The sequence below is a fragment of the Nitratireductor thuwali genome (genome assembly GCF_036621415.1).
GTDB lineage: Bacteria > Pseudomonadota > Alphaproteobacteria > Rhizobiales > Rhizobiaceae > Chelativorans > Chelativorans thuwali.
On record NZ_CP030941.1, the window covers coordinates 477,743 to 501,229 of the forward strand.

General features: G+C 63.9%; 23 protein-coding genes. 11 read left to right on the forward strand and 12 right to left on the reverse strand.

The features are described from left to right. Window positions 1–94: 94 nt before the first annotated feature. The 5 genes from NTH_RS02295 (at window position 95) to NTH_RS02315 (ending at window position 5,307) form a co-directional block, all read left to right on the forward strand. Window positions 95–397 carry a virulence factor gene (locus NTH_RS02295; protein ID WP_338528485.1) on the forward strand — a complete coding sequence of 101 codons (303 nt, stop codon included), beginning with the start codon at window positions 95–97 and terminating at the stop codon, window positions 395–397. Next, window positions 384–989 carry a methylenetetrahydrofolate reductase C-terminal domain-containing protein gene (locus NTH_RS02300; RefSeq protein ID WP_338528486.1) on the forward strand — a complete coding sequence of 202 codons (606 nt, stop codon included), beginning with the start codon at window positions 384–386 and terminating at the stop codon, window positions 987–989. Before NTH_RS02295 ends, NTH_RS02300 begins: the two co-directional genes overlap by 14 nt. Then, complete coding sequence (locus tag NTH_RS02305; RefSeq protein ID WP_338528487.1) at window positions 986–2,101, forward strand: methylenetetrahydrofolate reductase; 1,116 nt, start codon at window positions 986–988, stop codon at window positions 2,099–2,101. Before NTH_RS02300 ends, NTH_RS02305 begins: the two co-directional genes overlap by 4 nt. A 149-nt stretch (window positions 2,102–2,250) precedes the next feature. Further along, a complete protein-coding gene (locus tag NTH_RS02310; protein ID WP_338528488.1) occupies window positions 2,251–3,204 on the forward strand; it encodes a methyltetrahydrofolate cobalamin methyltransferase in 954 nt (317 codons plus the stop codon). Between the two features lie 54 nt (window positions 3,205–3,258). Continuing rightward, window positions 3,259–5,307 carry an ASKHA domain-containing protein gene (locus NTH_RS02315; RefSeq protein ID WP_338528489.1) on the forward strand — a complete coding sequence of 683 codons (2,049 nt, stop codon included), beginning with the start codon at window positions 3,259–3,261 and terminating at the stop codon, window positions 5,305–5,307. A gap of 132 nt (window positions 5,308–5,439) precedes the next feature. Here the strand turns inward: NTH_RS02315 and NTH_RS02320 are convergent, their stop codons facing one another. From NTH_RS02320 to NTH_RS02335, 4 genes are all read right to left on the reverse strand, one after another. Beyond that, on the reverse strand, window positions 5,440–6,972 hold the full coding sequence (locus tag NTH_RS02320; protein WP_338528490.1) for a UxaA family hydrolase: 1,533 nt from the start codon (window positions 6,970–6,972) through the stop codon (window positions 5,440–5,442). A gap of 41 nt (window positions 6,973–7,013) precedes the next feature. Next, window positions 7,014–8,294, reverse strand: a complete 1,281-nt coding sequence (locus tag NTH_RS02325) for a TRAP transporter large permease (protein WP_338528491.1) — start codon at window positions 8,292–8,294, stop codon at window positions 7,014–7,016. Between the two features lie 8 nt (window positions 8,295–8,302). Then, window positions 8,303–8,854, reverse strand: coding sequence for a TRAP transporter small permease (locus NTH_RS02330; RefSeq protein ID WP_338528492.1), 552 nt, complete (start codon window positions 8,852–8,854; stop codon window positions 8,303–8,305). Between the two features lie 89 nt (window positions 8,855–8,943). Next, window positions 8,944–9,870, reverse strand: a complete 927-nt coding sequence (locus tag NTH_RS02335; RefSeq protein WP_338531782.1) for a sialic acid TRAP transporter substrate-binding protein SiaP — start codon at window positions 9,868–9,870, stop codon at window positions 8,944–8,946. A 227-nt stretch (window positions 9,871–10,097) separates the two neighbouring features. Here NTH_RS02335 and NTH_RS02340 point away from each other — a divergent pair, with 227 nt between their 5' ends. Then, window positions 10,098–10,820, forward strand: coding sequence for a GntR family transcriptional regulator (locus NTH_RS02340; RefSeq protein WP_338528493.1), 723 nt, complete (start codon window positions 10,098–10,100; stop codon window positions 10,818–10,820). A gap of 56 nt (window positions 10,821–10,876) precedes the next feature. On the opposite strand, the gene NTH_RS02345 is transcribed toward NTH_RS02340, so the two are convergent. Together NTH_RS02345 and NTH_RS02350 are read right to left on the reverse strand one after the other, a co-directional pair. After that, window positions 10,877–11,380, reverse strand: coding sequence for an Hsp20/alpha crystallin family protein (locus tag NTH_RS02345; RefSeq protein WP_338528494.1), 504 nt, complete (start codon window positions 11,378–11,380; stop codon window positions 10,877–10,879). A gap of 125 nt (window positions 11,381–11,505) precedes the next feature. Next, window positions 11,506–11,982: an Hsp20 family protein gene (locus NTH_RS02350; RefSeq protein ID WP_338531783.1), complete on the reverse strand. Its 477-nt coding sequence runs from the start codon at window positions 11,980–11,982 to the stop codon at window positions 11,506–11,508. Window positions 11,983–12,631: 649 nt separating this feature from the next. Here NTH_RS02350 and NTH_RS02355 point away from each other — a divergent pair. Continuing rightward, window positions 12,632–13,660: a fatty acid desaturase gene (locus tag NTH_RS02355; RefSeq protein ID WP_338528495.1), complete on the forward strand. Its 1,029-nt coding sequence runs from the start codon at window positions 12,632–12,634 to the stop codon at window positions 13,658–13,660. Window positions 13,661–13,765: 105 nt separating this feature from the next. Here NTH_RS02355 and NTH_RS02360 read toward each other — a convergent pair whose 3' ends face one another. The 3 genes from NTH_RS02360 to NTH_RS02370 form a co-directional block, all read right to left on the reverse strand. Continuing rightward, the gene (locus NTH_RS02360; RefSeq protein WP_338528496.1) at window positions 13,766–14,113 is read right to left on the reverse strand and encodes a TraR/DksA family transcriptional regulator; all 348 of its coding nucleotides are present in this window, start codon (window positions 14,111–14,113) and stop codon (window positions 13,766–13,768) included. Between the two features lie 84 nt (window positions 14,114–14,197). Continuing rightward, window positions 14,198–15,121 (reverse strand): non-homologous end-joining DNA ligase, encoded by a 924-nt coding sequence (gene ligD / locus NTH_RS02365; protein WP_338528497.1) that lies wholly within the window; start codon window positions 15,119–15,121, stop codon window positions 14,198–14,200. 91 nt (window positions 15,122–15,212) lie between these two features. After that, complete coding sequence (locus tag NTH_RS02370; RefSeq protein WP_338528498.1) at window positions 15,213–16,112, reverse strand: LysR substrate-binding domain-containing protein; 900 nt, start codon at window positions 16,110–16,112, stop codon at window positions 15,213–15,215. A gap of 119 nt (window positions 16,113–16,231) precedes the next feature. On the opposite strand from NTH_RS02370, the gene NTH_RS02375 reads away from it, so the two are divergent. From NTH_RS02375 to NTH_RS02390, 4 genes are all read left to right on the forward strand, one after another. Then, the gene (locus NTH_RS02375) at window positions 16,232–16,420 is read left to right on the forward strand and encodes a hypothetical protein (protein ID WP_338528499.1); all 189 of its coding nucleotides are present in this window, start codon (window positions 16,232–16,234) and stop codon (window positions 16,418–16,420) included. A 19-nt stretch (window positions 16,421–16,439) separates the two neighbouring features. Continuing rightward, complete coding sequence (locus NTH_RS02380) at window positions 16,440–16,577, forward strand: hypothetical protein (protein WP_338528500.1); 138 nt, start codon at window positions 16,440–16,442, stop codon at window positions 16,575–16,577. A 485-nt stretch (window positions 16,578–17,062) separates the two neighbouring features. Beyond that, window positions 17,063–18,061, forward strand: coding sequence for a GlxA family transcriptional regulator (locus tag NTH_RS02385; RefSeq protein ID WP_338528501.1), 999 nt, complete (start codon window positions 17,063–17,065; stop codon window positions 18,059–18,061). Between the two features lie 93 nt (window positions 18,062–18,154). Continuing rightward, the gene (locus NTH_RS02390) at window positions 18,155–18,640 is read left to right on the forward strand and encodes an SRPBCC family protein (RefSeq protein ID WP_338528502.1); all 486 of its coding nucleotides are present in this window, start codon (window positions 18,155–18,157) and stop codon (window positions 18,638–18,640) included. Between the two features lie 30 nt (window positions 18,641–18,670). On the opposite strand, the gene NTH_RS02395 is transcribed toward NTH_RS02390, so the two are convergent. The 3 genes from NTH_RS02395 to NTH_RS02405 all read right to left on the reverse strand — a co-directional run bounded on the left by NTH_RS02395 (window position 18,671) and on the right by NTH_RS02405 (window position 23,441). Then, complete coding sequence (locus NTH_RS02395; protein WP_338528503.1) at window positions 18,671–19,525, reverse strand: DUF1194 domain-containing protein; 855 nt, start codon at window positions 19,523–19,525, stop codon at window positions 18,671–18,673. 79 nt (window positions 19,526–19,604) lie between these two features. After that, window positions 19,605–22,121 (reverse strand): GcvT family protein, encoded by a 2,517-nt coding sequence (locus tag NTH_RS02400; RefSeq protein ID WP_338528504.1) that lies wholly within the window; start codon window positions 22,119–22,121, stop codon window positions 19,605–19,607. A gap of 123 nt (window positions 22,122–22,244) precedes the next feature. Continuing rightward, entirely contained in the window at window positions 22,245–23,441 is a 1,197-nt protein-coding gene (locus NTH_RS02405) for a hypothetical protein (protein WP_338528505.1), read from the reverse strand. Window positions 23,442–23,487 lie beyond the last annotated feature (46 nt).

Below are 23,487 nucleotides of genomic sequence, written 5' to 3' on the forward strand. Positions count from 1 at the left end.
CCCGCGTCGCATTTGAAAGAACCAGCGTCGTCGCGCAGCAAGCGGGCGTGCGCGCAACGGCGCAATCCTCAATCCCAATGGAGACATATCGGACATGGCCGATCTGATCGTAGTTTACTGGCGCGACATCCCCGCCCAGGTCATCGTCAAGAAGGGCCGCAAGACGGCCCGGCGCGAGCTTTCCCTGCGCTTTACCGAAGCGATCGACATGTGCGCGATGCGCGTCGGCGCCCGCGATACCGATTCCTATCTCGCCGAATGGCGGCGCGCCGACCCGATTGCTGTCAGCGACGACCTCGAAACGGAGGCCGAAAAGGCCAGATCCGACCTCGAAGAAACCTATACGGACGAGCGCCTGAAGGCGCTTGTAAAGGCAGGCGGACATGACCGCGAATGAAAAGCCGACGCGCCTGCGTCAGCGCGTGACGCAGGCAACCATCGTGCGCAAGGCGCGGGAGCTTATCGCCTACAAGCCGGCGGATGTTTCGCCGCAGCGGCGCGTGCAGCGCCGTTACACGATGCGGCGGTGGTCGGTGCGCCATTCGCGCGGCCTGGAATGGTTCTACGCCCATTTCGCCGACGCTTTCCTGGCGCTGCATCCCCTGTGGCGCGCCATCGGATACCGGCGGGCCGAGGCTCCGGTGAAGTTCGTCGAGAAACGGGTCAAGGGCCTCTTGTTCGACTGCCGCATGTGCGGCCAGTGCATCCTTTCCTCCACCGGCATGTCCTGCCCCATGAACTGCCCGAAGCAATTGCGCAACGGCCCCTGCGGCGGCGTGCGCGCCAACGGCAATTGCGAAGTCGAGCCCGACATGCCTTGCGTGTGGGTGAAGGCATGGGAAGGCTCGCAGCGGATGCGCGGCAAGGAAAATATTCTTGCGGTGCAGGAACCGGTCGACCAGTCCCTGCGCGAGACGTCCTCGTGGCTGCGCGTCACCGCGCTCGCCGCCGCCGAGCGCGACCGGAAAACGGAGGACGCCGCCGGATGATCCACCGACCTCCCCAGATCGATGAAAACCCGCATGGCGTGGACCTGCCGCTCGAGCCCCTGCCAGGCCATTCCTCGCGCGGCAGACTGGAGCGCGTGCTGCGCCGCGGCGAGTTCGCCGTCACCGCCGAATTGAACCCGCCCGACAGCGCCAATGCGCAGGACGTCTATGAGCGCGCCGCCGTCTTCGACGGCTGGGTGGACGGCATCAACGCCGTCGACGCCTCCGGCGCCAACTGCCACATGTCGTCGCTCGGCATCTGCGCGCTGCTTACCCGCATGGGCTATGCCACGATCATGCAGATCGCCTGCCGCGACCGCAACCGCATCGCCATTCAGGGCGACGTGCTGGGCGCGGCGGCCATGGGCGTGGCCAACATATTGTGTCTGACCGGCGATGGCGTGCAGGCCGGCGACCAGCCGGGCGCCAAGCCGGTTTTCGACCTCGACAGCATGTCGCTCCTTGAGACGATACGCATCATGCGCGACGAGGAACGGTTTCTGTCCGGCCGCAAACTTTCGACGCCGCCCGCCGTTTTCATGGGCGCGGCCATCAATCCCTTCGCCCCGCCTTATGATTTCCGCCCGCTGCGCCTCGCCAAGAAGATCGCCGCCGGCGCGCAGTTCGTGCAGAGCCAATATTGCTTCGACGTGCCGATGCTGCAGGAATATATGAAGCGGGCGCGCGACCTCGGGCTGATCGAAAAATGCTACATACTGGTCGGCGTCGGCCCCCTCGCCTCGGCCAGGACCGCCCGCTGGATTCGCGCCAACGTGCCCGGCGTCCATATCCCCGACGACGTGGTGCGCCGCCTGGAAGGCGCGCAGAACCAGAAGGAAGAAGGCAAGCGCCTGTGCATCGACATCATCAACGAGGTGAAGGAGATCGAAGGCGTGTCGGGCATCCATGTCATGGCATACAGGCAGGAGGAGTATGTCGCCGAAATCGTCCACGAATCGGGCGTTCTGAAGGGCCGCCGCCCCTGGAAACGCGAACCCGGTCCCGACGACGCCATGGTGGCCGACCGCCTGGATCACCTTCTGGAAACGCCAAGCCAGCGGCCGGTGGACATGGTGAAGGATGCCGCGGGGGAGAGTCCATTAGGGCAATAGGGGAATAGGACGGTAAGGCAGCGGGAGAATTACGAGGCTTCATCAACCATTCCGGCCCCCACTGCCGTCCTGCCTTACATCCCTGCCCCCGCTTGAAACCTGTCAAATAACGATATAAACAAGTCTTTATATCTTCTGGAGGATTGTGAATGACCCGCACCATCGTCGCCTCGGCGACAAAGGAAGTTATCATCGGCTTCGATCAGCCGTTCTGCGTCATCGGCGAGCGCATCAACCCGACCGGCCGCAAGAAACTCGCCGCCGAGATGGTCGAGGGCAATTTCGAGACCGTGATCAACGATGCGCTTGCCCAGGTAGCCGCCGGGGCCACCATGCTGGACGTCAATGCCGGCGTGACCGCCGTCGATCCCAACGCGACCGAGCCGGCGCTGCTGGTTCAGACGCTGGAGATCGTCCAGGGCCTCGTCGACGTGCCCCTGTCGATCGACTCCTCGGTCTCGGCCGCCATCGAGGCAGCGCTGAAGGTGGCCAAGGGCCGGCCGCTGGTCAATTCGGTGACCGGCGAGGAAGAAAAGCTCGAAGCGATCCTGCCGCTCATCAAGAAGTACGACGTGCCCGTCGTCGCCATCTCGAACGATGAGACAGGGATCTCGGAAGATCCCGACGTGCGCTTCGAAGTGGCCAGGAAGATAGTGCGGCGGGCCGCCGATTTCGGCATCCCGGCGCACGACATCGTGGTCGATCCGCTGGTCATGCCCATCGGCGCCATGGGCACGGCGGGCAAGCAGGTCTTCGCGCTCCTGCGCCGGCTGCGGGAGGAACTGAAGGTCAACACGACCTGCGGCCTGTCCAACATATCCTTCGGCCTGCCGCACCGCCACGGCATCAATGCCGGCTTCATTCCCATGGTCATCGGCGCCGGCATGACCAGCGCCATCATGAACCCCTGCCGCCCGCAGGAAATGGAGGCGGTGCGCGCCGCCAACGTTCTCAACGGCACCGACGCGAACTGCCACACCTGGATCATGACCTACCGCGACCATCAGCCGGCGGCCGGCGGCACAGCGCAGGCAGCGCACGTCGATTCCTCGTCCGGCGGACGCCGCCGCGGCGGGCGCGAGGCGCGGCGGGCGCGGGCCTGAGACGATCTTGAAGGACAGCACGCTACATACCCCATCGCCACAAGGCTGCAGGTCATGACCGACCACCTCGTCCTCTTCATGCCGTCCGGCAAGCGCGGGCGCTTCGAGAAGGGGACGACCGTGCTCGACGCTGCGCGGAAGCTGGGCGTCTATGTCGAGAGCGTGTGCGGCGGTCGCGCGACCTGCGGGCGCTGCCAGATCGAGGTGCAGGAAGGCCACTTCGCCAAGCACAAGATATCCTCGTCCAAGGAGAGCATTTCCGGCGTCGGACCCAACGAGGCGCGCTATCTGGAAAAGCGGTCCCTGCCGGCCGGGCGCCGCCTTTCCTGCGCCGCGACCATCGAAGGCGATCTTGTCGTCGACGTCCCGCAGGACGCGGTGGTCAACGCGCAGGTGGTGCGCAAGGACGCCGACGACCGCCAGATCGCGCGCCGCCCCGCCGTTGGGCTTTGCTATGTCGAGGTGGAAGAGCCCGACATGCACAAGCCGCTGGGCGATCTCGACCGGGTAAAGGCCGCGCTTCAGAAGGATTGGGGCTATGAGCGGCTGGAGGCCGATTATCATCTGCTGCCGCAGGCGCAGAAGATCCTGCGCGAGGGGCAATGGGCCGTCACCGCCGCCGTCCACCAGGACGAGGACGACGAGACCGCGCGCATCATCGCACTATGGCCGGGACTGAAGAACGAGGCCTATGGCATCGCCTGCGATATCGGCTCGACCACCATCGCCATGCATCTGGTCTCGCTTCTGTCGGGCCGTGTCGCTGCTTCCGCCGGAACGTCGAACCCGCAGATCCGTTTCGGCGAAGATCTGATGAGCCGCGTTTCCTATGTGATGATGAATCCGGAAGGCCGCGACGCCATGACCAAGGCGGTGCGGCTGGAAATATCCAAGCTCGTTCAGCAGGTCGTGGACGAGGCCGGCTGCGCCCGCGAGGATGTGCTGGACGCCGTCTTTGTCGCCAACCCCATCATGCACCACCTGTTCCTGGGCATCGACCCGACGGAGCTCGGCGGCGCGCCCTTTGCGCTGGCCGTATCGGGCGCTGTGAAATTGAGGGCCGACGATCTGCGCCTGAAGCTCAATCCGGGCGCACGCACCTATCTGTTGCCCTGCATCGCCGGCCATGTCGGCGCCGATGCCGCCGCCGTGACGCTGTCGGAGGGACCGCATCGGCAGGACGAGATGATGCTGATCGTCGATGTCGGCACCAATGCCGAAATCGTGCTCGGCAACCGGAGCCGCGTCGTCGCCGCCTCCTCGCCCACCGGCCCCGCTTTCGAAGGCGCCGAAATCTCCGGGGGCCAGCGTGCCGCCCCCGGCGCCATCGAGCGCGTGCGCATCGACCGCGACACGCTTGAGCCGCGCTACCGCGTGATCGGCGCCGATATCTGGTCGGACGAGCCCGGTTTCCTTGAGGCGATCGGCCCGACCGGAGTGACCGGCATTTGCGGCTCCGGCATCATCGAAGTGATCGCCGAGATGTACCTGTCGGGCATCATCTCCGAAGACGGCGTCATCGACGGCGCGCTTGCCGCGAAAAGCCGCCGTATCGTCGGCGATGGGCGCACCTTCTCCTATGTCCTGGTCGAGTCCGAGCCGCGCCTGACGATCACGCAGAACGACGTGCGCGCCATCCAGCTCGCCAAGTCGGCGCTCTATGCCGGGACGAAGCTTCTCATGGAAAAACAGGGCGCTGAGACGGTTGATTCCATCCGCTTCGCAGGCGCCTTCGGCTCGTTCATCGACCCGACCTACGCGATGGTCCTCGGCCTCATTCCCGACTGCGAACTGGAAAAGGTCTCAGCCGTGGGCAACGCCGCCGGCACCGGCGCGCGCATGGCGCTGCTCAACCGCGACCACCGCCGCGAGATCGAGGAGACGGTGCGCCGGATCGAGAAGATCGAAACCGCCCTGGAGCCGAAGTTCCAGGAGCATTTCGTCTACGCCATGGCGCTGCCCAACAAGGTCGATCCGTTCCCCAAGCTCGCGGCCCAGATCCAGCTTCCACCGCGCAAGGTGCTCGGCGGCGACAGTGGCGATCCCAGCCGCCCCCGCCGCCGCTCCCGCGAAGAGCGTGACGCGAGGCGGCAGCGCGGATAGAGCGCCGTGCGTCTTTCAAGACGCACAAAGGACGCTCTAAACCATTGAATCTACGCATCGTGCCTCCCGAAAATCGATTCCGATTTTCGGGCCGATGCCGTAGAGCGGCTTGCCCCGGGACGGCGCGGCGGGCTACATCGTTGCGCCGACCTGCCAGGGCACGAACTCGTTGTCGCCATAGCCGAGCTCTTCGGATTTGGAACGCTTGCCGGAGGCCACCGCAAGCACTTCCTCGAAGATCTGCCGGCCCTTCTCCTCCAAGCTGACGCCGTCGAGGATGTCGCCGCAATTGATGTCCATGTCCTCCTCCATCCGCTCATACATGGCGGTGTTGGTGGCCAGCTTGATGGACGGGGAAGGCTTGCAGCCATAGGCGGAGCCGCGGCCCGTGGTGAAACACACGACATTGGAGCCGCCCGCCACCTGCCCGGTCACCGATACGGGATCGTAGCCGGGCGTATCCATGAAGACGAAACCCTTTTCGCGGATGAGCTCGGCATATTCGTAGACGGCGTTGAGCGGCGTCGAGCCGCCCTTGGCGGCCGCGCCCAGCGACTTTTCGAGGATGGTCGTCAGCCCGCCGGCCTTGTTGCCCGGCGAGGGATTGTTGTTCATCTCGCCCATGTTGCGGGCGGTATAGTCCTCCCACCAGTGGATGCGCTCGATGAGCTTTTCGCCGACGGCGCGGTTGATGGCGCGCGCCGTCAGCAGGTGCTCCGCACCGTAGATCTCCGGCGTTTCGGCCAGCACCGCCGTGCCGCCATTGCGCACGAGCATGTCGGCGGCGACGCCCAGCGCGGGATTGGCGGTGATGCCGGAATAGCCGTCCGAGCCGCCGCATTGGAGAGCCAGCGTGATCTCGGAAGCAGGCAGGGTCTCGCGCTTGTGGGCGCCGACGGCGGGCAGCATCTCGCGGATGCGCTCCAACCCCGCCTCAATGGTGCGCCTCGTGCCGCCGGTGTCCTGGATGGTCATGGTGCGGAAGGTTTCGCTTTCCCCCAGGCCGTAAAGTTCCTTCAGCCGGGCAATTTGGAAGACCTCGCAGCCAAGCCCGACCATCAGCGCGCCGCCGAGATTGGGATGGGCGGCATAGCCCCACTGGGTGCGCTTGAGCATGTCGAAGCCCTCGCCCGAGCCGGCGATGCCGCAGCCCGTGCCGTGGGTGAAGGAGACGACGCCATCGATCTCCGGCCAGTCGTCGAGCATGCCGGATCTGTTGGCCGCCTCGGCGATGAAGCGCGCGACCGAAGCCGAGCAGTTCACGCTCGTCAGGATGCCGATATAGTTGCGGGTGCCCACCCGGCCATTGGCCCGGCGGTAGCCTTCGAAAGTCGCCTGCTCCTCGACGGGCAGCACGTTGACCGGCCGGGCTTCCTGCGAAAAGCGGTAGTCGCGCTCGAAGTCACCCATGGCCAGATTGTGCTCATGCACCCATTCGCCGGGCGCGATTGCCGTCTTGGCAAAGCCTATGATCTGGCCGAACTTGCGCACGGGAGCGCCCTCGGCGATCGCCTCCAGCGCCACCTTGTGGCCGAAGGGGATGCGGGCTTTGGCGGTGGCTCCGCCAGGCAGCGCCGTGCCTTCGTCGGCCTTGCGGGCGGCCACGGCGATGTTATCGGTTTCGGCAAGCCGCAGGAAAGGCGACTGCCCGTTTTCTTGGTTCATTCAAGACCTCCGGCGGCCGCTTGCCGCCTTGTTCAGTTCGATCAGCGATAGATGAGCGTTGGCAGCCACATGGTGAGCGCCGGCACGAATGTCACGGCCATGAGCACCAGGAAAAGCGGGACCAGGAAGGGGAGCGTTGCCTGCATGCAGCGCTCGAAGGGAACCTTCGACACGCGCGAGAGCACGTAGAGCACCATACCTACGGGCGGTGTCAGCAGTCCCAGCATCAGGTTGAGAACCAGGATCACGCCGAAATGCACCGGGTCCACGCCCATCTGCACCGCGATCGGCAACAGCACGGGGACGAGGATGGTAATCGCGGCGACCGTTTCCATGAAGCAGCCGACGATGAGCAGGATCAGATTGATCAGCAGCAGGACGATGATCGGGTTTTCCGAGACGGTGAGGATCAGCGACGCGAAATGCTCAGGCACCCGGTTCGAGGTGAGGATCCAGGCGAAGATCGATGCCGCCGCGACGATGAACAGCACCACGGCGGTCGTCTCGATCGTATCGAAGGAAACGCGCAGGAACCGTTTCAACGGAAGCGTGCGATAGACGAAGAGGCCGAGGAACAGCGCCCAGGCACAGGCCGCAATCGCTGCCTCGGTGGGCGTGAAGGCGCCGGTGAGGATGCCGCCGACGATGATGACCGGGGTCATCAGCGACAGGAAAGCCTGCTTGAACGTGCTCCACAGGATGGAGACACGGAACGCCTGATCGCGCGGATAGCCGCGCCGATGGGCATACCAGGCCACCATCGCCATCAGCGCCAGCGCCATCAGCAGACCGGGAACCAGGCCCGCCGCGAAAAGCTGCCCGATGGAGGCCCCGGCGACCACGCCATAGATGACCATGGGCAAGGATGGCGGGATGATGGGGCCGATGGTGGAGGAGGCCGCCGTTATGCCGACCGAGAAGCCCGGGTCGTACTTGGCGTCGCGCATGGCCTTGATCTCGATGGCGCCGAGGCCGCCGGCATCGGCGACGGCCGCGCCCGACATTCCGGCGAAGATGACCGAGGCGCCGATATTCACATGGCCCAGCCCGCCGCGCATCCACCCGACAAGCGCCTTGGCGAAGTTGAAGATGCGTTCGGTGATGCCGGCCGTGTTCATGAGATTGCCGGCCAGGATGAAGAAGGGAACGGCCAGCAGCGGAAAGGAATCCACGCCGTTGATCATCCGGTGGATGACCACGACGTCCGGGATGCGCCCGTCCAGGAAGATGAACACGGCCGACGAGGCGGCGAGCGCGATGCCGACGGGAACGCCGAGGCAGATCATCGCGAAGAGTAGAACGAAAAGCAGCGTGAGCAGCATGGAGCAGCCTAGATGTTCTTGCCTGTTACGGCGAAGGTTTCCGGATCGATGAGGCGGCTGCTGCCGGTCCGCAGGTGCCTTATCAGCACCAGCACGGCATAGACGGCCATCGCGAAAAAGCAGGCGGCGACGATCCAGTAGACGACCGATTTCGGCACGTCGATGGACACCATCATCTGCTGCGTCTTCTGAGCCATCTGGGTGCACAGCCAGGCGGTGACTCCGTAAAACAGGAGCGAGATCACATCGACCGCGACCTGGAGCACGAAGCGGCCGCGGCGCGGCAGGTAGCGGTAAAAAAGTTCCACCGCGATGTGGCTTTCCTTGCGCACCGCCATGATGGCGCCGATGAAGGTGACCCCGATCAGCAGGAAGCGCGCGATCTCCTCCGTCCAGCCCAGCGAATTGTTGAGCACGTAACGGGTGAAGAACTGCAGAAAGACCACGAAGGCCAGAGCCCAGAAGACGCCGAGAACCAGGTAGTCGTCCACCCGGACGTCGGACAGGTCTTCTTCCTCGGGCGTGACGGCAATGCCGCTATTGTCGGTTGGCTGTGACATGAACCTGTTCCGGATATGAGGCGCGCCGCGGCCTCGATGCCGCAGCGCGCACGTCCCGTTTCACTGTGTCAGGGCGACCGGACCCAAGCCTATTCGATCGACTGAAGCCGGTCGTAGGTCTCCTGGTCCCAGGTCGCGTCCTCGCTATTGTGAAGCTTCATCGTCGCCTCGCGGAACGGCGTACGGTCCGGTTCGTTGACCGTAACACCCTCGTCACGGAACCACTGAACCAGTTCCTTTTCCTGGTCGATGATCTGCTGTGTGGCGCAGGCAGCGGTCTCGTCCAGCACCGTCTCGAGCGCCTCGCGGTCCGCTTCGTCCATGGAGCTCCACGTCGGCCCGCCGACGATGGTCAACAGCGCATCCGTGATGTGGCCGGTCAGCGTGATGTAGTCCTGGACCTCGTAGAACTTCTTGGCCTGGATGGTGGGCAGCGGGTTTTCCTGTGCGTCCACCGTGCCCTGCTGCAGGGCCAGATAGACTTCGGCGAAGGCGATCGGCGTGGGATTGGCGCCAACGGCCTTCGGGAACATCATGTAGAGCGGCGCGTTCGGCACGCGGATCTTCAAGCCTTCCATGTCGCTCGGCTGCTGGATCTCCTTGTTGGAGGTCACATGGCGCTCGCCGTAATAGGTCAGCGAGGTGATGTGATTGCCCGTGGCCTCTTCATAGCCGGCAGACAATTCGGCGAAGAGATCGGAATTGCGGTACTTGTCCCAGTGATCATAGTCGCGGAACATGTAGGGCGCGCCGCCGATGGCGATGGGACCATAGGCGCGACCGGCAAAGAGCTGGCCCGTATAGATGATGTCGACGGTGCCCAGGCCCAGCCCTTCATTGATGTCGACTTCCTTGCCGAGTGAGGAAGCCGGGAAGACCTCTATGGCATAGCGATCTTCGGTAGCCGCCTTCAGCCTGTCCGAAGCTTCCACGGCGCAGGTGTGATAGGGCTCGCTCGATTCATAGACATGGGCCCACTTCAGTACCGTCTGGGCCGATGCGGGCATGGCAAGCATGGACACGCCGGCCAGAGCGGCGGCGGCCAATGAGTAGGTTACGTTCTTTCTCAACTTCAACTCCTCCCTTTTGTACAAGATCACTCGAAACCCGTCACAGCGGACGCCCGTTCTTCCTCCGCGCCGGCGCAGGCGGAAATGCCCCTTTTCGCCAGCGCACCGTTGCCCGTGGACGATTGCTGCAGACCATGATTTTCAAGCCATCAAAACTGTACTAACATGTTAGCATGACATCAAGCACCAATATCGCGAGCAAGGGCGTGGCCGAGCGCGTCGGCGCCACCGACAGGGTAGCCGATGCGTTGCGCCAGGCAATCGTCACCCTCGAAGTTGCGCCGGGCACGCCGCTCGACAAAGCCGAGCTGACGACGCGATTCGGCGTCTCCCGCTTCCCCATTTCCGAGGCGCTCAACCGGTTGAAAAGCGAAGGCCTCGTCGACATCCGTCCGCAAAGCGGCTCCAGCGTGTCGCTCATCCGGCTTGCCGACGTAATGGAGAACCTGTTCATCCGCCGCGCGCTCGAGGCCGATGTCGCAGAAGCGCTCGCCCGCGCGCCGGACGACCGGATGATGGAGGACCTGCGGCGCAACATGCGCTACCAGAAGGCCGCGGTGGAAGCGGACGACCGCGAGGGCTTCCATTCCCTCGACATCGCCTTTCACGACCGCATGGTGCGTGCGCTTGACTATCCCAAGCTCCGCGCCATCGTCGAGAGCGTGCGGCTCGGCCTCGACCGGGTACGCCGGCTCCTGGGCACGCCGCGCCGCCACGCCGTCACCTATGCCGAACATCTGGCGATCATCGGCGCACTGGAGCGGGCCGACCCACCAGCCGCGCGCGCGGCCATGGCGGCACATATCGATGCCGTCATCGCGGAACTTCAAACCTTTTCCGGGGAACATCCCGAAGTCTTCGCCGACCGGGCGGCCAGCGCGAACCCTGAGAGATAAACAGACATGAACCGCGGGAGGCGGCGCCGAAAGCCGCCTCCCGGTCATCGTCAGGGTCAGCTTTTGATCGCGATGCGCTTGACCTGCGACTGCGCCTTCTCCGTCTTCGGCAGCGTTACGGTAAGCACGCCGTTCTTGTAGCGGGCGTCGACCTTGTCCTCGTCGACCTCATAGCCGATCGGGATGCGACGCTCGAAGCGGCCATAGTAGCGTTCGGAGAACTGTTTCTCCTGGTCTTCGTCCTCCACCCGCTTCTCGCCGCGCAACGTCAGGACGCCATTGTCCAAAAGGAGCTCGACATCCTTCTCCTCCATGCCGGGCACTTCGGCGGTAATCTTGACGTGCTTTTCGGTCTCGGAGACCTCGACATTCGGCCAGCCGACATCGAATGACGGGAACCTGGCCGACGCCGGAAGGCGGCTGTCGAAACCGCGAAAGGCATCGTCGAACAACCGATTCACCTCGCGATGCAGCGACAGGAACGGATTGCGGTCGTCATCGCGATAGACGGTGGGGGTCTGTCCGTTGCGACCCCACGGGATCAGTTCACGCATATTCATTGCTACCTCCTTGCTGTTCCAACATGCGCCCGCGGCGCCAGACCTGCCGCGCGATGCGCTCCCCATCTCGCGATGCGCGAGATGGGCAGGACCCGCGCCGGGGCTTCAGATGAGCCGGACAGGCGTCAGGCGGCCTGCTTTTCGGCCTCTATCTGACGCGTTCGGCTCTTCGGCAGGGCCTTGCCGCTGGCGATATCGATCCGGCGCGGCTTCATTTCCTCGGGAAGTTCACGCTTGAGATCGATGATCAGCAGACCGTTTTCCAGGGTCGCTCCGCAGACCTTTACGTGGTCTGCCAATTCGAAGCGGCGCTGGAAGGCCCGTCCGGCGATGCCGCGATGCAGATACCGGCCGTTGTCCTCGTCCGCCTTCTGGCCGGAGACCATGAGCATGTTCGGCTCATAGGTGACGGTCAGCTCGTCCTGCGAGAAGCCAGCTACCGCCATCGTGATGCGGTAGTCGTCCTCGCCGACCTTGGCGATGTCGTAGGGAGGCCAGTTGTCGATGGTCTCGACGCGGCTCGCGTTCTCGATCATGTCGAACACCCGGTCGAAGCCGATGCTGGACCGGAACAGAGGTGACAGATCGAAGGCGGTCCTCATAGCCATATCCTCCTTTTGAGCAACATGGATACGAAAGGCACCGCAGAGGCCGAGCCGGCCTCTGTGCCTCGGACTGCGCCGGCCCCGTCTTTGGCGACCGGCAACAAATTATTTGGTTTGGCCCCTTAAGGATTCAAGAGATGATGGTCGCGGTCCATCACGCGCAGGAAGACCTTCACGCGCATTTTTGGCACGCGCATGCAAGGCAAGCAACGGCACCCGGATCCACGGCATGGGAAGCCCCTGCAACATGGGAAGCGCAAAGACCGGCTGTTGAGGAGAACTCTGCGTCTTCCCACTTTCTGGTTCGCACCCCATAGGGCCAGTTAGCCGCAATGTCTGTTCCGCAGATGCCTTGTTTTTAACAACAACGGCCACCATGTGTGCGAAATCGATCTTGCTACTTGAACTTTGTACTGCGCCGAAGGCGCCTCAACGATTTTCCTGCACAAAGTCGAACTGAATGGCCACCGTCCCGGCTGCCCGGCACCTGCCTGGTTTTGCCTGTGCGGTGGACAAAGCTGATGCGCCAAAGCGCCGTTTTCCACGTTAAGCGTGCGCCGAAGCAGAAGTGGTGGGCTGCGCTTGAAACGTCTCGTCCCATTTAGATGTGTTTTGCCTGGGCGATGCGTCCAGGCCCGGAGGTCCCGTGAATCCTGATGTAAATGGCGATGCCGCCATCAATGCCGATGCCCGCGCCTGGTTGGCCGCCCTTGCTCCCTACCGCAAACCCAGTACGTTCCGCAGCGCAATCGAGATCGTCATAACCGCCGTTCCCTTCGCGGCGTTATGGACGCTGGCCGCCCTGGCCGCCATCAATGGCTGGTGGTGGGGGCTGCTGTTGACCATTCCAGCGGCCGGTTTCTTGATCCGCTTGTTCATATTGCAGCACGATTGCGGCCACGGCTCGCTCTTCGGGCGGCGCAGCACCAATGACTGGACCGGCCGGACCATCGGCGTCCTGACGCTGACCCCCTATGATTACTGGCGCCGCAGCCACGCCATCCATCACGCGACCGCAGGCAATCTGGACCAACGCGGCATCGGCGATATCGAGACGTTGACTGTCGGCGAGTACCGGGCACTTTCTCGGTGGGGCCGCACACGGTACTGGCTCTACCGCCATCCCGTGGTGATGTTCGGCCTCGGCCCGGCTTGGTTGTTCATCTGCCAATACAGGCTGCCCATCGGTTTCATGCGTGCGGGTGCCCTGCCCTGGGTCTCCACCATCGCGACGAATCTCGGCATCGCGGTCCCGGTGGCGTGCCTGATCTGGCTGATGGGTCTTGGTCCGTTTCTCATGGTGCAGCTGCCGATCACGCTGATGGCGGCCACGGGCGGTGTCTGGCTCTTCTATGTTCAGCACCAGTTCGAGGAGACGCACTGGTCGGAAGGCGAGGAATGGAACTTCCAGCGCGCGGCACTCCACGGCAGCTCGCACTACGACCTTCCGGCGGTGCTGCACTGGTTCACCGGCAATATCGGCATCCACCATGTGCATCACCTGTCGAGCAAGGTTCCCTTCTACCGCCTGCCGCAGGTTCTGCGCGACCACCCCAAATTGCGCGACATCGGCCGCATCACCTTTTGGGAGAGCCTGCGCTGCGTGAAGCTGGTGCTATGGGACGAGAAGGCCAGGCGCCTCGTGTCGTTTCGCGAAGCGCGGGCGGCCGCTTAAGGCATGATCCCGAAAAGGGGCGTCGCTAAGATCAAGCTCCAGAATGGGAATAGATCACGATGACGAAGCGTCATCGTGATCTGCGCCACAATCGCCGATATCCCGTCACTCGGCGCACCGCACGCATGCGATGACGCCGGGGTCGACGTTCAGGCGCCCGAGGGCAATTTCCTCGCCGCATTCGCTGCAATAGCCAAATTCGCCTTCATCCATCCGCTTCAACGCCTGCAGGAGCAACTGACGCCGCCCTGCCCGCCGCCGCTGAACCGCCTGCGACATGGCCTGCATCTGCATCGCATCGATGCGGGAGACGCGGCCGACGCTTTGCTGGTCGAGCTCGACCGGCGCGCTCCACGCCGCGTTTTCCTCGCTCAGCCTGTCGATTTCCGCCAGCTCTTCTTCGATCCGTGGCCGAAACCGCCGCAATAGTTCTGAATATGCCTTGTCATCCATGAGGCATAGAAGAACCCGGGGCCGGCGAAACATCAAGTGCGGCGTGCCGCCGGCGCTCTCGCTCTCCAGCGTCGGACCGAGCCGTCATAGAGCAGGCACGTCTGCATCCGCCCCGACGGCAGCAAGCATCTTGCGCGTGATCGATTGCCGCCACTCAGCCATTTCCGCCCATGGATCGGGCTGTTCCAGCCGATCCGCCATGTCCTCTAGGTGAAAGGCGTTGGCCGCCTGGAGCGTCTCCAACTCGTCCCATGAAACCGGCGTCGCCACGGGGCAGCCGGGCTTTGCGCGCGTCGAATAGGGAGCGATCGCTGTCGACCCGCGCTCATTGCGCAGCCAATCGAGGAATATCCGCCCTTCCCTTTTTGCCTTCGAAGCCTGCGCCAGATAGCGGTCACTCTCTTCCGAGGCCATCCGTTTCGCGAAACCCCGCGCGAAGGCCTTGACCAGCGGCCACTTAACGCGCCGTTCCAGCGGGGCGATCACGTGGATGCCCTTGCCGCCGGTCAGAAGGGCCACTGTTTCCATACCCATGGCGCCGAGCCGTTCCTTCACATCGACGGCCGCCTGCCGGACATCCGCAAAATCAAGCCCCTCGTCGGGATCGAGATCGAACACCAGCCGGTCGGGCCGCTCCAGCTTGTCGATGCGCGAGCCCCAGATGTGGAACTCCAGGGTGCCCATCTGCACGCCGGCAACGAGCCCGGCAAGATTATCGACATAAAGATATTCGGCGCGCCCGCCGTCCTTTTCGACGATCGTCTCGCGCTTCACCTCGTCGCGGAACCCCTTGCCGCCGTGCTTCTGGAAAAAGCATTGCCCCGTCTGCCCTTCCGGACAGCGCACGAGGCTCAGCAGCCGGTTTTCGATAAACGGCAGTGCGCGCGTGGCCACGCGCTCATAATGGGCGGCAAGGTCTGCCTTGGTCACGCCCTGCTGGTCGAACAGCACCTTTGTCGGGCTCGACAGCTTTACGCCGGCGAACCGATCCCGCGTTTCATGCTTCATGCCGCCCTCTTCCACTCTTCACCCCAACCCCGACGACCGGGGGTCGTCAAGGCTTATAAGCGGCGCCAGGGGCGGGAAGTTCCCTCCCCGATCAGAACCTGCCGGTCTCGGCGAACATTTCGAAGGTGGCACGGATGTGGTCGGCTGCGGCCCTTACCGGGGCCGAAGCATCCGGGCCGACGATCATGCCCAGGCGGTAATTGCCCATTTTCGGCATCCCGTCCTTCTCGGTTAGTTCCACGAGATCGCCGCCGAGGAAGGTCTTGGGAAGCGGCGCGACGGCGAGCCCGGCCAGGATCGCTGCGCGTTGCCCTGCCGTGTGGGCGCTCATATAGGCGATGCGATAGTCGCGCCCCTGTTCGTTCAGCGCCTTGACGGCGGCCGCGCGCCATGCGCAGCCATCCTCCCATAGCGACACCGGCAAGGGCTCGCGCAGATGGGCGCAGCCGCCCTTGGTCCCGGCCCACACGATCGGCTCCGTCATGAGAACCTCGACGTCGCTCGTGTCGGCGCAGTCCGAGCAGGTCAAAAGGGTAATGTCGAGCTGGCGCGCGGCCATCCGCTTGCGCAGATTGGCGCTCTGGTCGATCGTCACATCCACGGCGATTGCCGGATGGGTCTCGGCAAAGCGCTTGAGCACGCTCGGCAGGACGCGCTCGCCATAATCGTCGGGCGAGCCCAGCCGCACGATGCCGCTGATATCCGGCATCACGAATTTCGACACCGCCTCCCGGTTGAGCGCCAGAAGCCGGCGCGCATAGCCGAGCAGCATCTCACCGTCCGCCGTCAGCGAGACGGACCGCGCGTCGCGCAGGAAAACGGACCGGCCCAGCAACTCCTCCAGCTTCTTGATCTGCATGGAAACGGCCGAGGGGGTCCGGAAAACGGCATTCGCCGCCGCGGTGAAGCTGCCCGTTTCGGCAATGGCGACAAAGGTGCGCAGCACATCGAGTTCCAGCAGCGGCATGGGGTGGTTGAGTGGGGCGTTCATGGCATCGCTTTCAATTTCGTTGATGCAAAACATCATTTCATTGCGTTTGATTGAACATCATCTCCGCGCCATAGTCAATCCCGAGGCCGACGATCCGGCGTACTTGAAGGAGAAGGACCATGACCATTCACACACGCATCACCAGCTATCTGCGCCGCAGGGCCGCTCTGTGGGAACGTCGGCGCACCGAGCGCTTTATCCAGAACCTGCCGGCCGAAGTGCAGAAGGATATCGGCTGGCCGGGCAGCGACAACGGCCGGTCGTCGAACCAGCAGGCGTCGCTGTCGCACTGGGAACACCGCTGGTAGAAATGAAAGGAGCATCGGTATGCCGGTACACACCCTCTGGAAAAGCATGAGCGAGTTCCTGCGCGAATTCTCGGCGATCATGGACCACGCCCGCACCGGCAGGCCCTCCCCGCATCGTGGGGCCGGCAACCGGCCTCCCGCTGCGGGGCGCAGGTGACGTGAGGCGTGTCGCATTTTCTAACGGCCGCTTCGCATTTGCAGCGGCGACGGTAGCCGGCTGGCACTAAAAGGCGCGCAACGAGACGCTCCACTCCATGGCTAACCAGGTAAGGCGCTCGGTGTAAGCCGGACAACCGTTCATGGAGACTGAAATGAAGCTGTTGAGAATGTTCCGAAAGACGAACCGCCGCCGCGCCCGATTGGCGCATGGTGACCGCAGTCGCCTTGCAGCAAGCATGCCTGGCGAAACCGGCGCGCTCGCCGGCCTTCGGCTCGGGATGCTGGTCAACTAGCCGCTGCGTAACGAGACCGTCCCATCAAAAGCCGCTTCCTCGCACGAAGCGGCTTTTCCGTGACCGGACTGTTGCCCGCCGGGCACAAAAGTCGTGTGAGCGTCAGGACAAGCCATTGACAGCAACCATCAATCAGGCGCAGGCTTTCTTGTTAGCGACATTGTATGGCGGCTTATATAGGGGCTGTGGCATGCGGGAAGACAAACCGATAAAGCGCTCCCTCGTTTTCTTTCTCGTGCCCGATTTCACGCTGGTGGCGTTCGCCACCGCGCTGGAGCCGTTGCGCGCTGCCAATCGCATGGCCGGTTACGAGGCCTATACCTGGCGGCTTGCCAGTTTCGACGGCCAGCCCGTTCGCGCCTCCAACGGCGTGGAGATCGCTGTCGACTTCTCGCTGGCCGAGGAGCGGCAGAAGATGGGCGGACGCGAACGGCCGACGATGGTGGTCATATGCGGCGGCCTCAATATCGAGAACTATGCCAACAAGTCCGTCTTCGCCTGGCTGCGCGAGGAGTACAACCGCGGTGTGGCCGTGGGCGGACTTTGCACCGGCGCCCATATCCTGGCTGCCGCCGGGCTGCTGGCCAACAAGCGCTGCGCCATCCATTGGGAAAACCTGCCCGGTTTCGCCGAAAAATACCCCAAGGCCAATGTCTTCGCCGACCTGTTCGAGATCGACTCCAACATCTACACCTGCGCCGGCGGCACGGCCTCCATGGACATGATGTTCCAGCTCATCGGCGAGGATTTCGACGACAATCTGGTCAACCGGGTCTGCGAGCAGATGCTGACCGACCGCGTGCGCAGCCCCTCGGACCGGCAGCGCCTGCCGCTTCGCGCCCGCCTGGGCGTGCAGAACTCGAAGGTGCTGACGATCATAGAGTTGATGGAAGCCAATCTGAGCGAACCGCTCTCGCTGGTCGAGATCGCCGCCGCCGTCGGGCTTTCCCGGCGCCAGATCGAGCGGCTGTTCCGCCAGGAGATGGGCCGCTCGCCCGCCCGCTACTACCTGGAAATCCGTCTCGACCGCGCCCGCCACCTGCTGGTGCAGTCGACGCTGCCCGTGGTCGAGGTGGCGGTCGCCTGCGGTTTCGTCTCCGCCTCGCATTTCTCCAAATGCTATCGCGAGCTCTACGCCCGCTCGCCCCAGCAGGAACGCGCCGACCGGAAGCAGCTCATGGCCGCTTGAGCAGGCGGTTCCTGCACAAAGCGAGTAGAGCATGTCGGTTTAGCCGTTGCCAGGCCGTCCTAGGGGTCTTCGACGGATCATTAGGAGTGGGCCATGGCCACCAAAATCGACATCGAACCGGCATCAGAGCACGAACTCGTGCTGGCGCGCATCATCGATGCGCCGCGCGCAAACATCTTCCGTGCGTGGACGGACCCGGACGTCCTGAAGCGATGGTTCACCCCCGCGCCGTGGACGACGTCGAGGGCGGAACTCGACGTGCGCCCGGGCGGCTCCAGCCTTGTCGTCATGAAAGACCCCGACGGCAACGAGTACCCGAACAAGGGCGTCTATCTCGAAGTCGTGGAGAACGAGAAGATCGTGCTCACCGACGCCTATACGGAGGCCTGGGTGCCTTCCGGCAAGCCCTTCTTCACCCTCGTCCTGACCCTGGAAGACGAAGGCGACGGCAAGACCCGCTACATCGCCCGCGCACGCCATTGGACGGCCGAAGACCGCGAGGCCCACGAGAAGATGGGTTTCCACGAAGGATGGGGCCAGTGCGCCGGGCAACTCGAGGCGGTGGCCGCGAAGCTCTGAGGGCCTGCCTGTAACGATGGCGTGACCCGCTCACGAGTCGCGGTACATCCAGGAGCGGTTCTGCCACATCTTTTCGCCGATGAGACAATCGACGGCGCTGGCCTGGGCGAGGACGAAGTGCACGCCTCCCTCGCCTTCCGGCGGCTCCATCGGTTTGCCGGCCAGTTCGATGACGAGCTTGCGGCGGACGGCCTCCGGAAACTGCGACCAGTCGTTGACCGGTATCATGAAGGCGCCGGGCCCCCCGATCACGCAGTCGCGGTAATAGATGTCGAGATCTTCCACATCGAACGACGTCGCCAGGCCGCCACTGGTCATCAGCGGCAGCCCGTTGATGGTGACGCCCTGCTCCGTCAGCCGGTCTCGGGCGGGTGTCACGGGCGGCCCCTGATTGTTGGGTCCGTCGCCGGAAACATCGACCACCCGGCGCAGGCCGCGATAGCCGCTTTCGGCCAGCAGATCGGCCGCAAAGCCCAGCGCTCCCGAAATCGACGTGCGCCGCGCGCTGCTGGGCGGGTTCGCCGAAAGGCGCTCCGCCAGACGAACCGCATCCTCGCGGGATGCGATCGTCGTCCAAGGCACCACCACGGACTGTGTAAACTCGCCAGCCCATTCGAAATAGGTCACCGCGATCCTGCCATGGGCTCCTTCGAGAACGGCATTGACGACATCCTCATGGGCAAGCGCGGCCGCATAGCCCCGGCGCTGGATCTCGAGCTCGTCCTGCGACATCGACAGCGATACGTCCACCGCCAGGACGAGTTCCACGTCCACGACTTCCTGCGAGCCGCCGGATTGGGGCTGGAGAACCAGGCCCGACAGAACACCCAACGCGGCAAGCGCGCTCTTTCTCAGCCGGCGCCAGGGTTCCCTGTCATGGTCCATCCGATGGATTTTAGCGCGGGCGCCGTCCACGGCAAGCAGCCGCAGCGCAGCGCCCGATCAATCTTCCGCAGCCGGTGTCCTAGCCGTCGGCCCGCAGCGCCGCATTTTCCGGGTCGAACGGGCTCTCGGCGATCACGGTCGCTTCGTGCAGCTTGCCGAGAATCTTGATCTCCAGCCTCGTCCCCTCGCCCGCCGCCTCCGGGCGCACCATGGCAAGCGCCAGGCTCTTGCCGACGCGCCAGCCATAGCCGCCATGGGTCGCCCGGCCGATCAGCTTGCCGTCGCGGTAAATGGCTTCATTGCCGCGCGCGTCCGCATCGGTGATTCCGTGCACCTCGAGCGTGACATAGTTCCAGTTGAGACCCTCCTCCCGCTGCCTGACGAGAGCGTCACGGCCGATGAAATCGCCTTTCTCCAGACGCACGAAACGGTCCAGCCCGCTTTCCCAGGCGGTATATTCGATGGAAAGCTCGCGCGGAATGAGGCGGTAGCTCTTCTCGATGGCCATGGCGGTCATGGCGCGAATGCCGAATGGCTTTATGCCGAACTCGGCGCCGGCCTCCATCAGCATGTCGAAAATGGCGTTCTGCATCTCGATCGGGTGATGCAGCTCCCAGCCGAGCTCGCCGACGAAATTGACCCGCAGGGCGTGCGCCGTGGCATGGCCGAGCGATACCTTGCGACCCGACAGCCATGGAAAATCTGCATTGGCAAGCCTCGTGCGCGTGAGTTTCCTCAGAACTTCCCGGCTTTTCGGCCCAGCCAGCACCAATACGCCCCACTCCTGCGTTATCGGGAACATGCGTACGCTGCCGTCCGCCGGCAGGAGCTTCATCAGCACATCGTGGTCATGCGCCTCGTAGGCACCGGCGGAGACGAGGTAGAAGCCCTGCGGCTGGCGGTAGACGGTAAATTCAGAGCGCACGCCTCCCTGCTTCGTCAGGATGTGGCACAGGGCTATGCGGCCGACCTTCTTCGGGATGCGGTTGGCGAAGATGTGCTCCAGCCACGCCTCCGCGCCTGGCCCGCCGATCCAGCACTTGGCGAAGGCCGACATGTCGAGCAGGCCGACATTCTCATGAACGTTCCGCACCTCGTTGCCCACATGCTCGAAATAGTTCGAACGGCGGAACGACCACTTTTCGACGATGCGGCCGTCTTCCAGGGGCGGCGCGTGATTGTGCTTCATCAGCACGTCCGCGCCGACGCCGAGTTCTTCGGCGGGCACTTCATAGCCTTCCGGAGCAAACCAGTTGGGCCGCTCCCACCCATAGACCGAGCCGAACACCGCGCCGAGCGACTTCATGCGGTCATGGCAGGGGGTCGTCTTCAGCGGCCGGGCGGCGGCACGCTCCTCGTCCGGGTAATGGACGGTGAAGACATTGGCGTAAGCCTCCTCGTTCTTCTCGACGAGATAGCCTTCCGTCGCATAGGGGCCGAAGCGGCGCGGGTCGACGCCCATCATGTCGATTGAGGGCTCGCCCTCGACGATCCATTCGGCAAGCTGCCAGCCGGCGCCGCCTGCCGCCGTAACGCCGAAGGAATGGCCCTCGTTAAGCCAGAAATTCTTGAGCCCCGGAGCCGGCCCTATGATGGGCGAGCCGTCGGGCGTATAGGCGATGGCGCCATTGTAGATCTTCTTGATGCCCACCTCGCCGAAGGCCGGCACACGCTCGATCGCCGTCTCCACATGCGGCATGAGACGTTCCAGGTCCTCCTGGAACAGTTCGTACTCGCTATCTTCGGACGGTCCGTCGACATAGCAGCATGGCGCGCCCTTCTCATACGGCCCGAGCAGCAGGCCGCCATTTTCCTCGCGCATGTACCAGGAAGAATCGCTCTCGCGCAGAACGCCCATTTCCGGCAGACCCTGCTTCTTGCGGGCGACGATGTCTGGATGCGGCTCGGTGACGATATATTGGTGCTCGACCGGGATCACCGGCACGTCGAGGCCGACCATCGCTCCGGTCTTGCGCGCGAAATTGCCGGTGCAGGAGACGACGTGCTCGCAGGCGATGTCGCCCTTGTCCGTCTTCACCACCCAGCCCCCGTCCGCCTGCTGCTCGATGCCCGTCACAGCCGTGTTCCGGTAGATGGTTGCGCCGAGGTCGCGCGCGCCCTTGGCCAATGCCTGGGTCAGGTCGGCAGGCTGGATGTAGCCGTCGTCCGGGTGCTGGATGGCTCCAAGAAGTCCGTCCGTCTCGCAAAGCGGCCAGACCTCCTTCACCTGCTCGGGCGTCAGCGTCTTTACCGGAATGCCGATCGTCTCGGCGATGCCGGCATAATACATGTACTCGTCCCACCGGTCCTTCGTGCGCGCGAGCCGGATGTTGGAGCACTGGGTGAAACCGACATTCATGCCGGTCTCCTGCTCGAGCTCCCGGTAAAATCTCACCGAATATTTGTGTATCTGGCCTACCGAGTAGCTCATGTTGAAGAGCGGCAGTAGTCCGGCGGCATGCCAGGTCGAGCCGGAGGTCAGTTCCTTGCGCTCGACCAGGACGACATCCGACCATCCCTTCTTCGCCAGGTGGTAGAGCGTCGATACACCGACCACGCCTCCCCCGATGACGACCGCGCGCGCCTGGTTTTTCATGCAGCCTGCTCCCTCAACACCGTTGCGGCCCGCATTTTTGGGCCGACATTCATGCGGGAGATTAGGCGGGCGGCGGCATCCCGCCCCCGCCTGTTTGCGACACCCGAAAAGCGGCGCGCGACCTCAGAGACCGCGGTTGGCCGGCACCAGATCGAAACGCGGCCGCCAGGACGCTATCAGCACCACCGCCATGCCGGCGATGAAGACGAAATAGAAGCGGTCGTCGGGAAGCGGAAAGCTGGCGAATTTGCCCAGCGTGCCGATGGCCAGCGCGAAGACCAGCCCATTGGCCCGGCGGCCCCCGATGCGGCCGAATTTCGCCAGCAGCGCCCAGGCCGCCGTCAGCGCCGCCAGAATCGCCGGCCAATCATTGGCTTGCAGGGCCACGACAACGCCGCGCACATAGCCCTTGATCATCAGAAGGACCGAGAAATCCGGCGAAAAGCCCGCCATCGAATTCTGCATCTCGACGCAGGAGAAATAGAAATGGGCCCACCAGCCGGGATGCCCGCCGAATTTCGAGATGGCCATGCAGGCGGCGAAGGCGGCGACGAAGGTGACGGCGATGGGCAATTTTCGCCCGTTGAACAGGATGGCGGCAATCAGCAGGGCGAAGATGAGGATAAGGTTGTCGGGCCGCACGAAGACCGAAACGAAGAGGCAAAGGCAGCCCACGACGTCCCGCCCGCGCCAGAAGGCGTAAAGCGCCGCCATCGACACCAGCGCCAGAAGCATGTCCGGCGCGACGGCGGCAGTCATGCGCGAATAGTCGGCCACGAGCAGAAGCGGCACCAGGAAGAAGGCGCCCTGCAACGCCTCGGCCCGCCACAGCCAGTAAAGGCACAGCATGCCCACGAGGAATGATGGAACGACGCTGAGGAGGATGGAGGCGTCGATCAGTCCCGTCACGGGCTCCAGAAGCCGCATCAGGCCGATATAGGCGGCCTTGACGCGGTACATGGACAATTGGGACTGAAAATCGTCCGGCTGTTCCCACTGGTTCAGATTGTAGGGGTTTGAGAACTTCAGGTGGTATTGCTGCTTCTCGCTGGCCCCTTCGTCGATCAACTGCCAGGTGGCGGCGTGCAGCTCCCGCGGGTCCTCGAACCGGTTTTCAAGGGCGGTCGCCACATAGGCGACCATGTCCCAGTTGTAGTCGGGCCGCAGCAGCCCGTAGGCGGCGACCGCGAGAACGGAAAGCACCAGGAAGAGGGCCGCCAGCCGGTCGAGCGCCGACCGGACAAGGAGCGCCTTCAGGATGCCCGCTCCCGGCCTGCTGGCGAATGCGCGCCCGATCGGCGTTTCGTCGACTGTACTCATGCCTGCCCCGCTCCGGACGTGCCCAACCGTCCGCCCCTGTTCAACT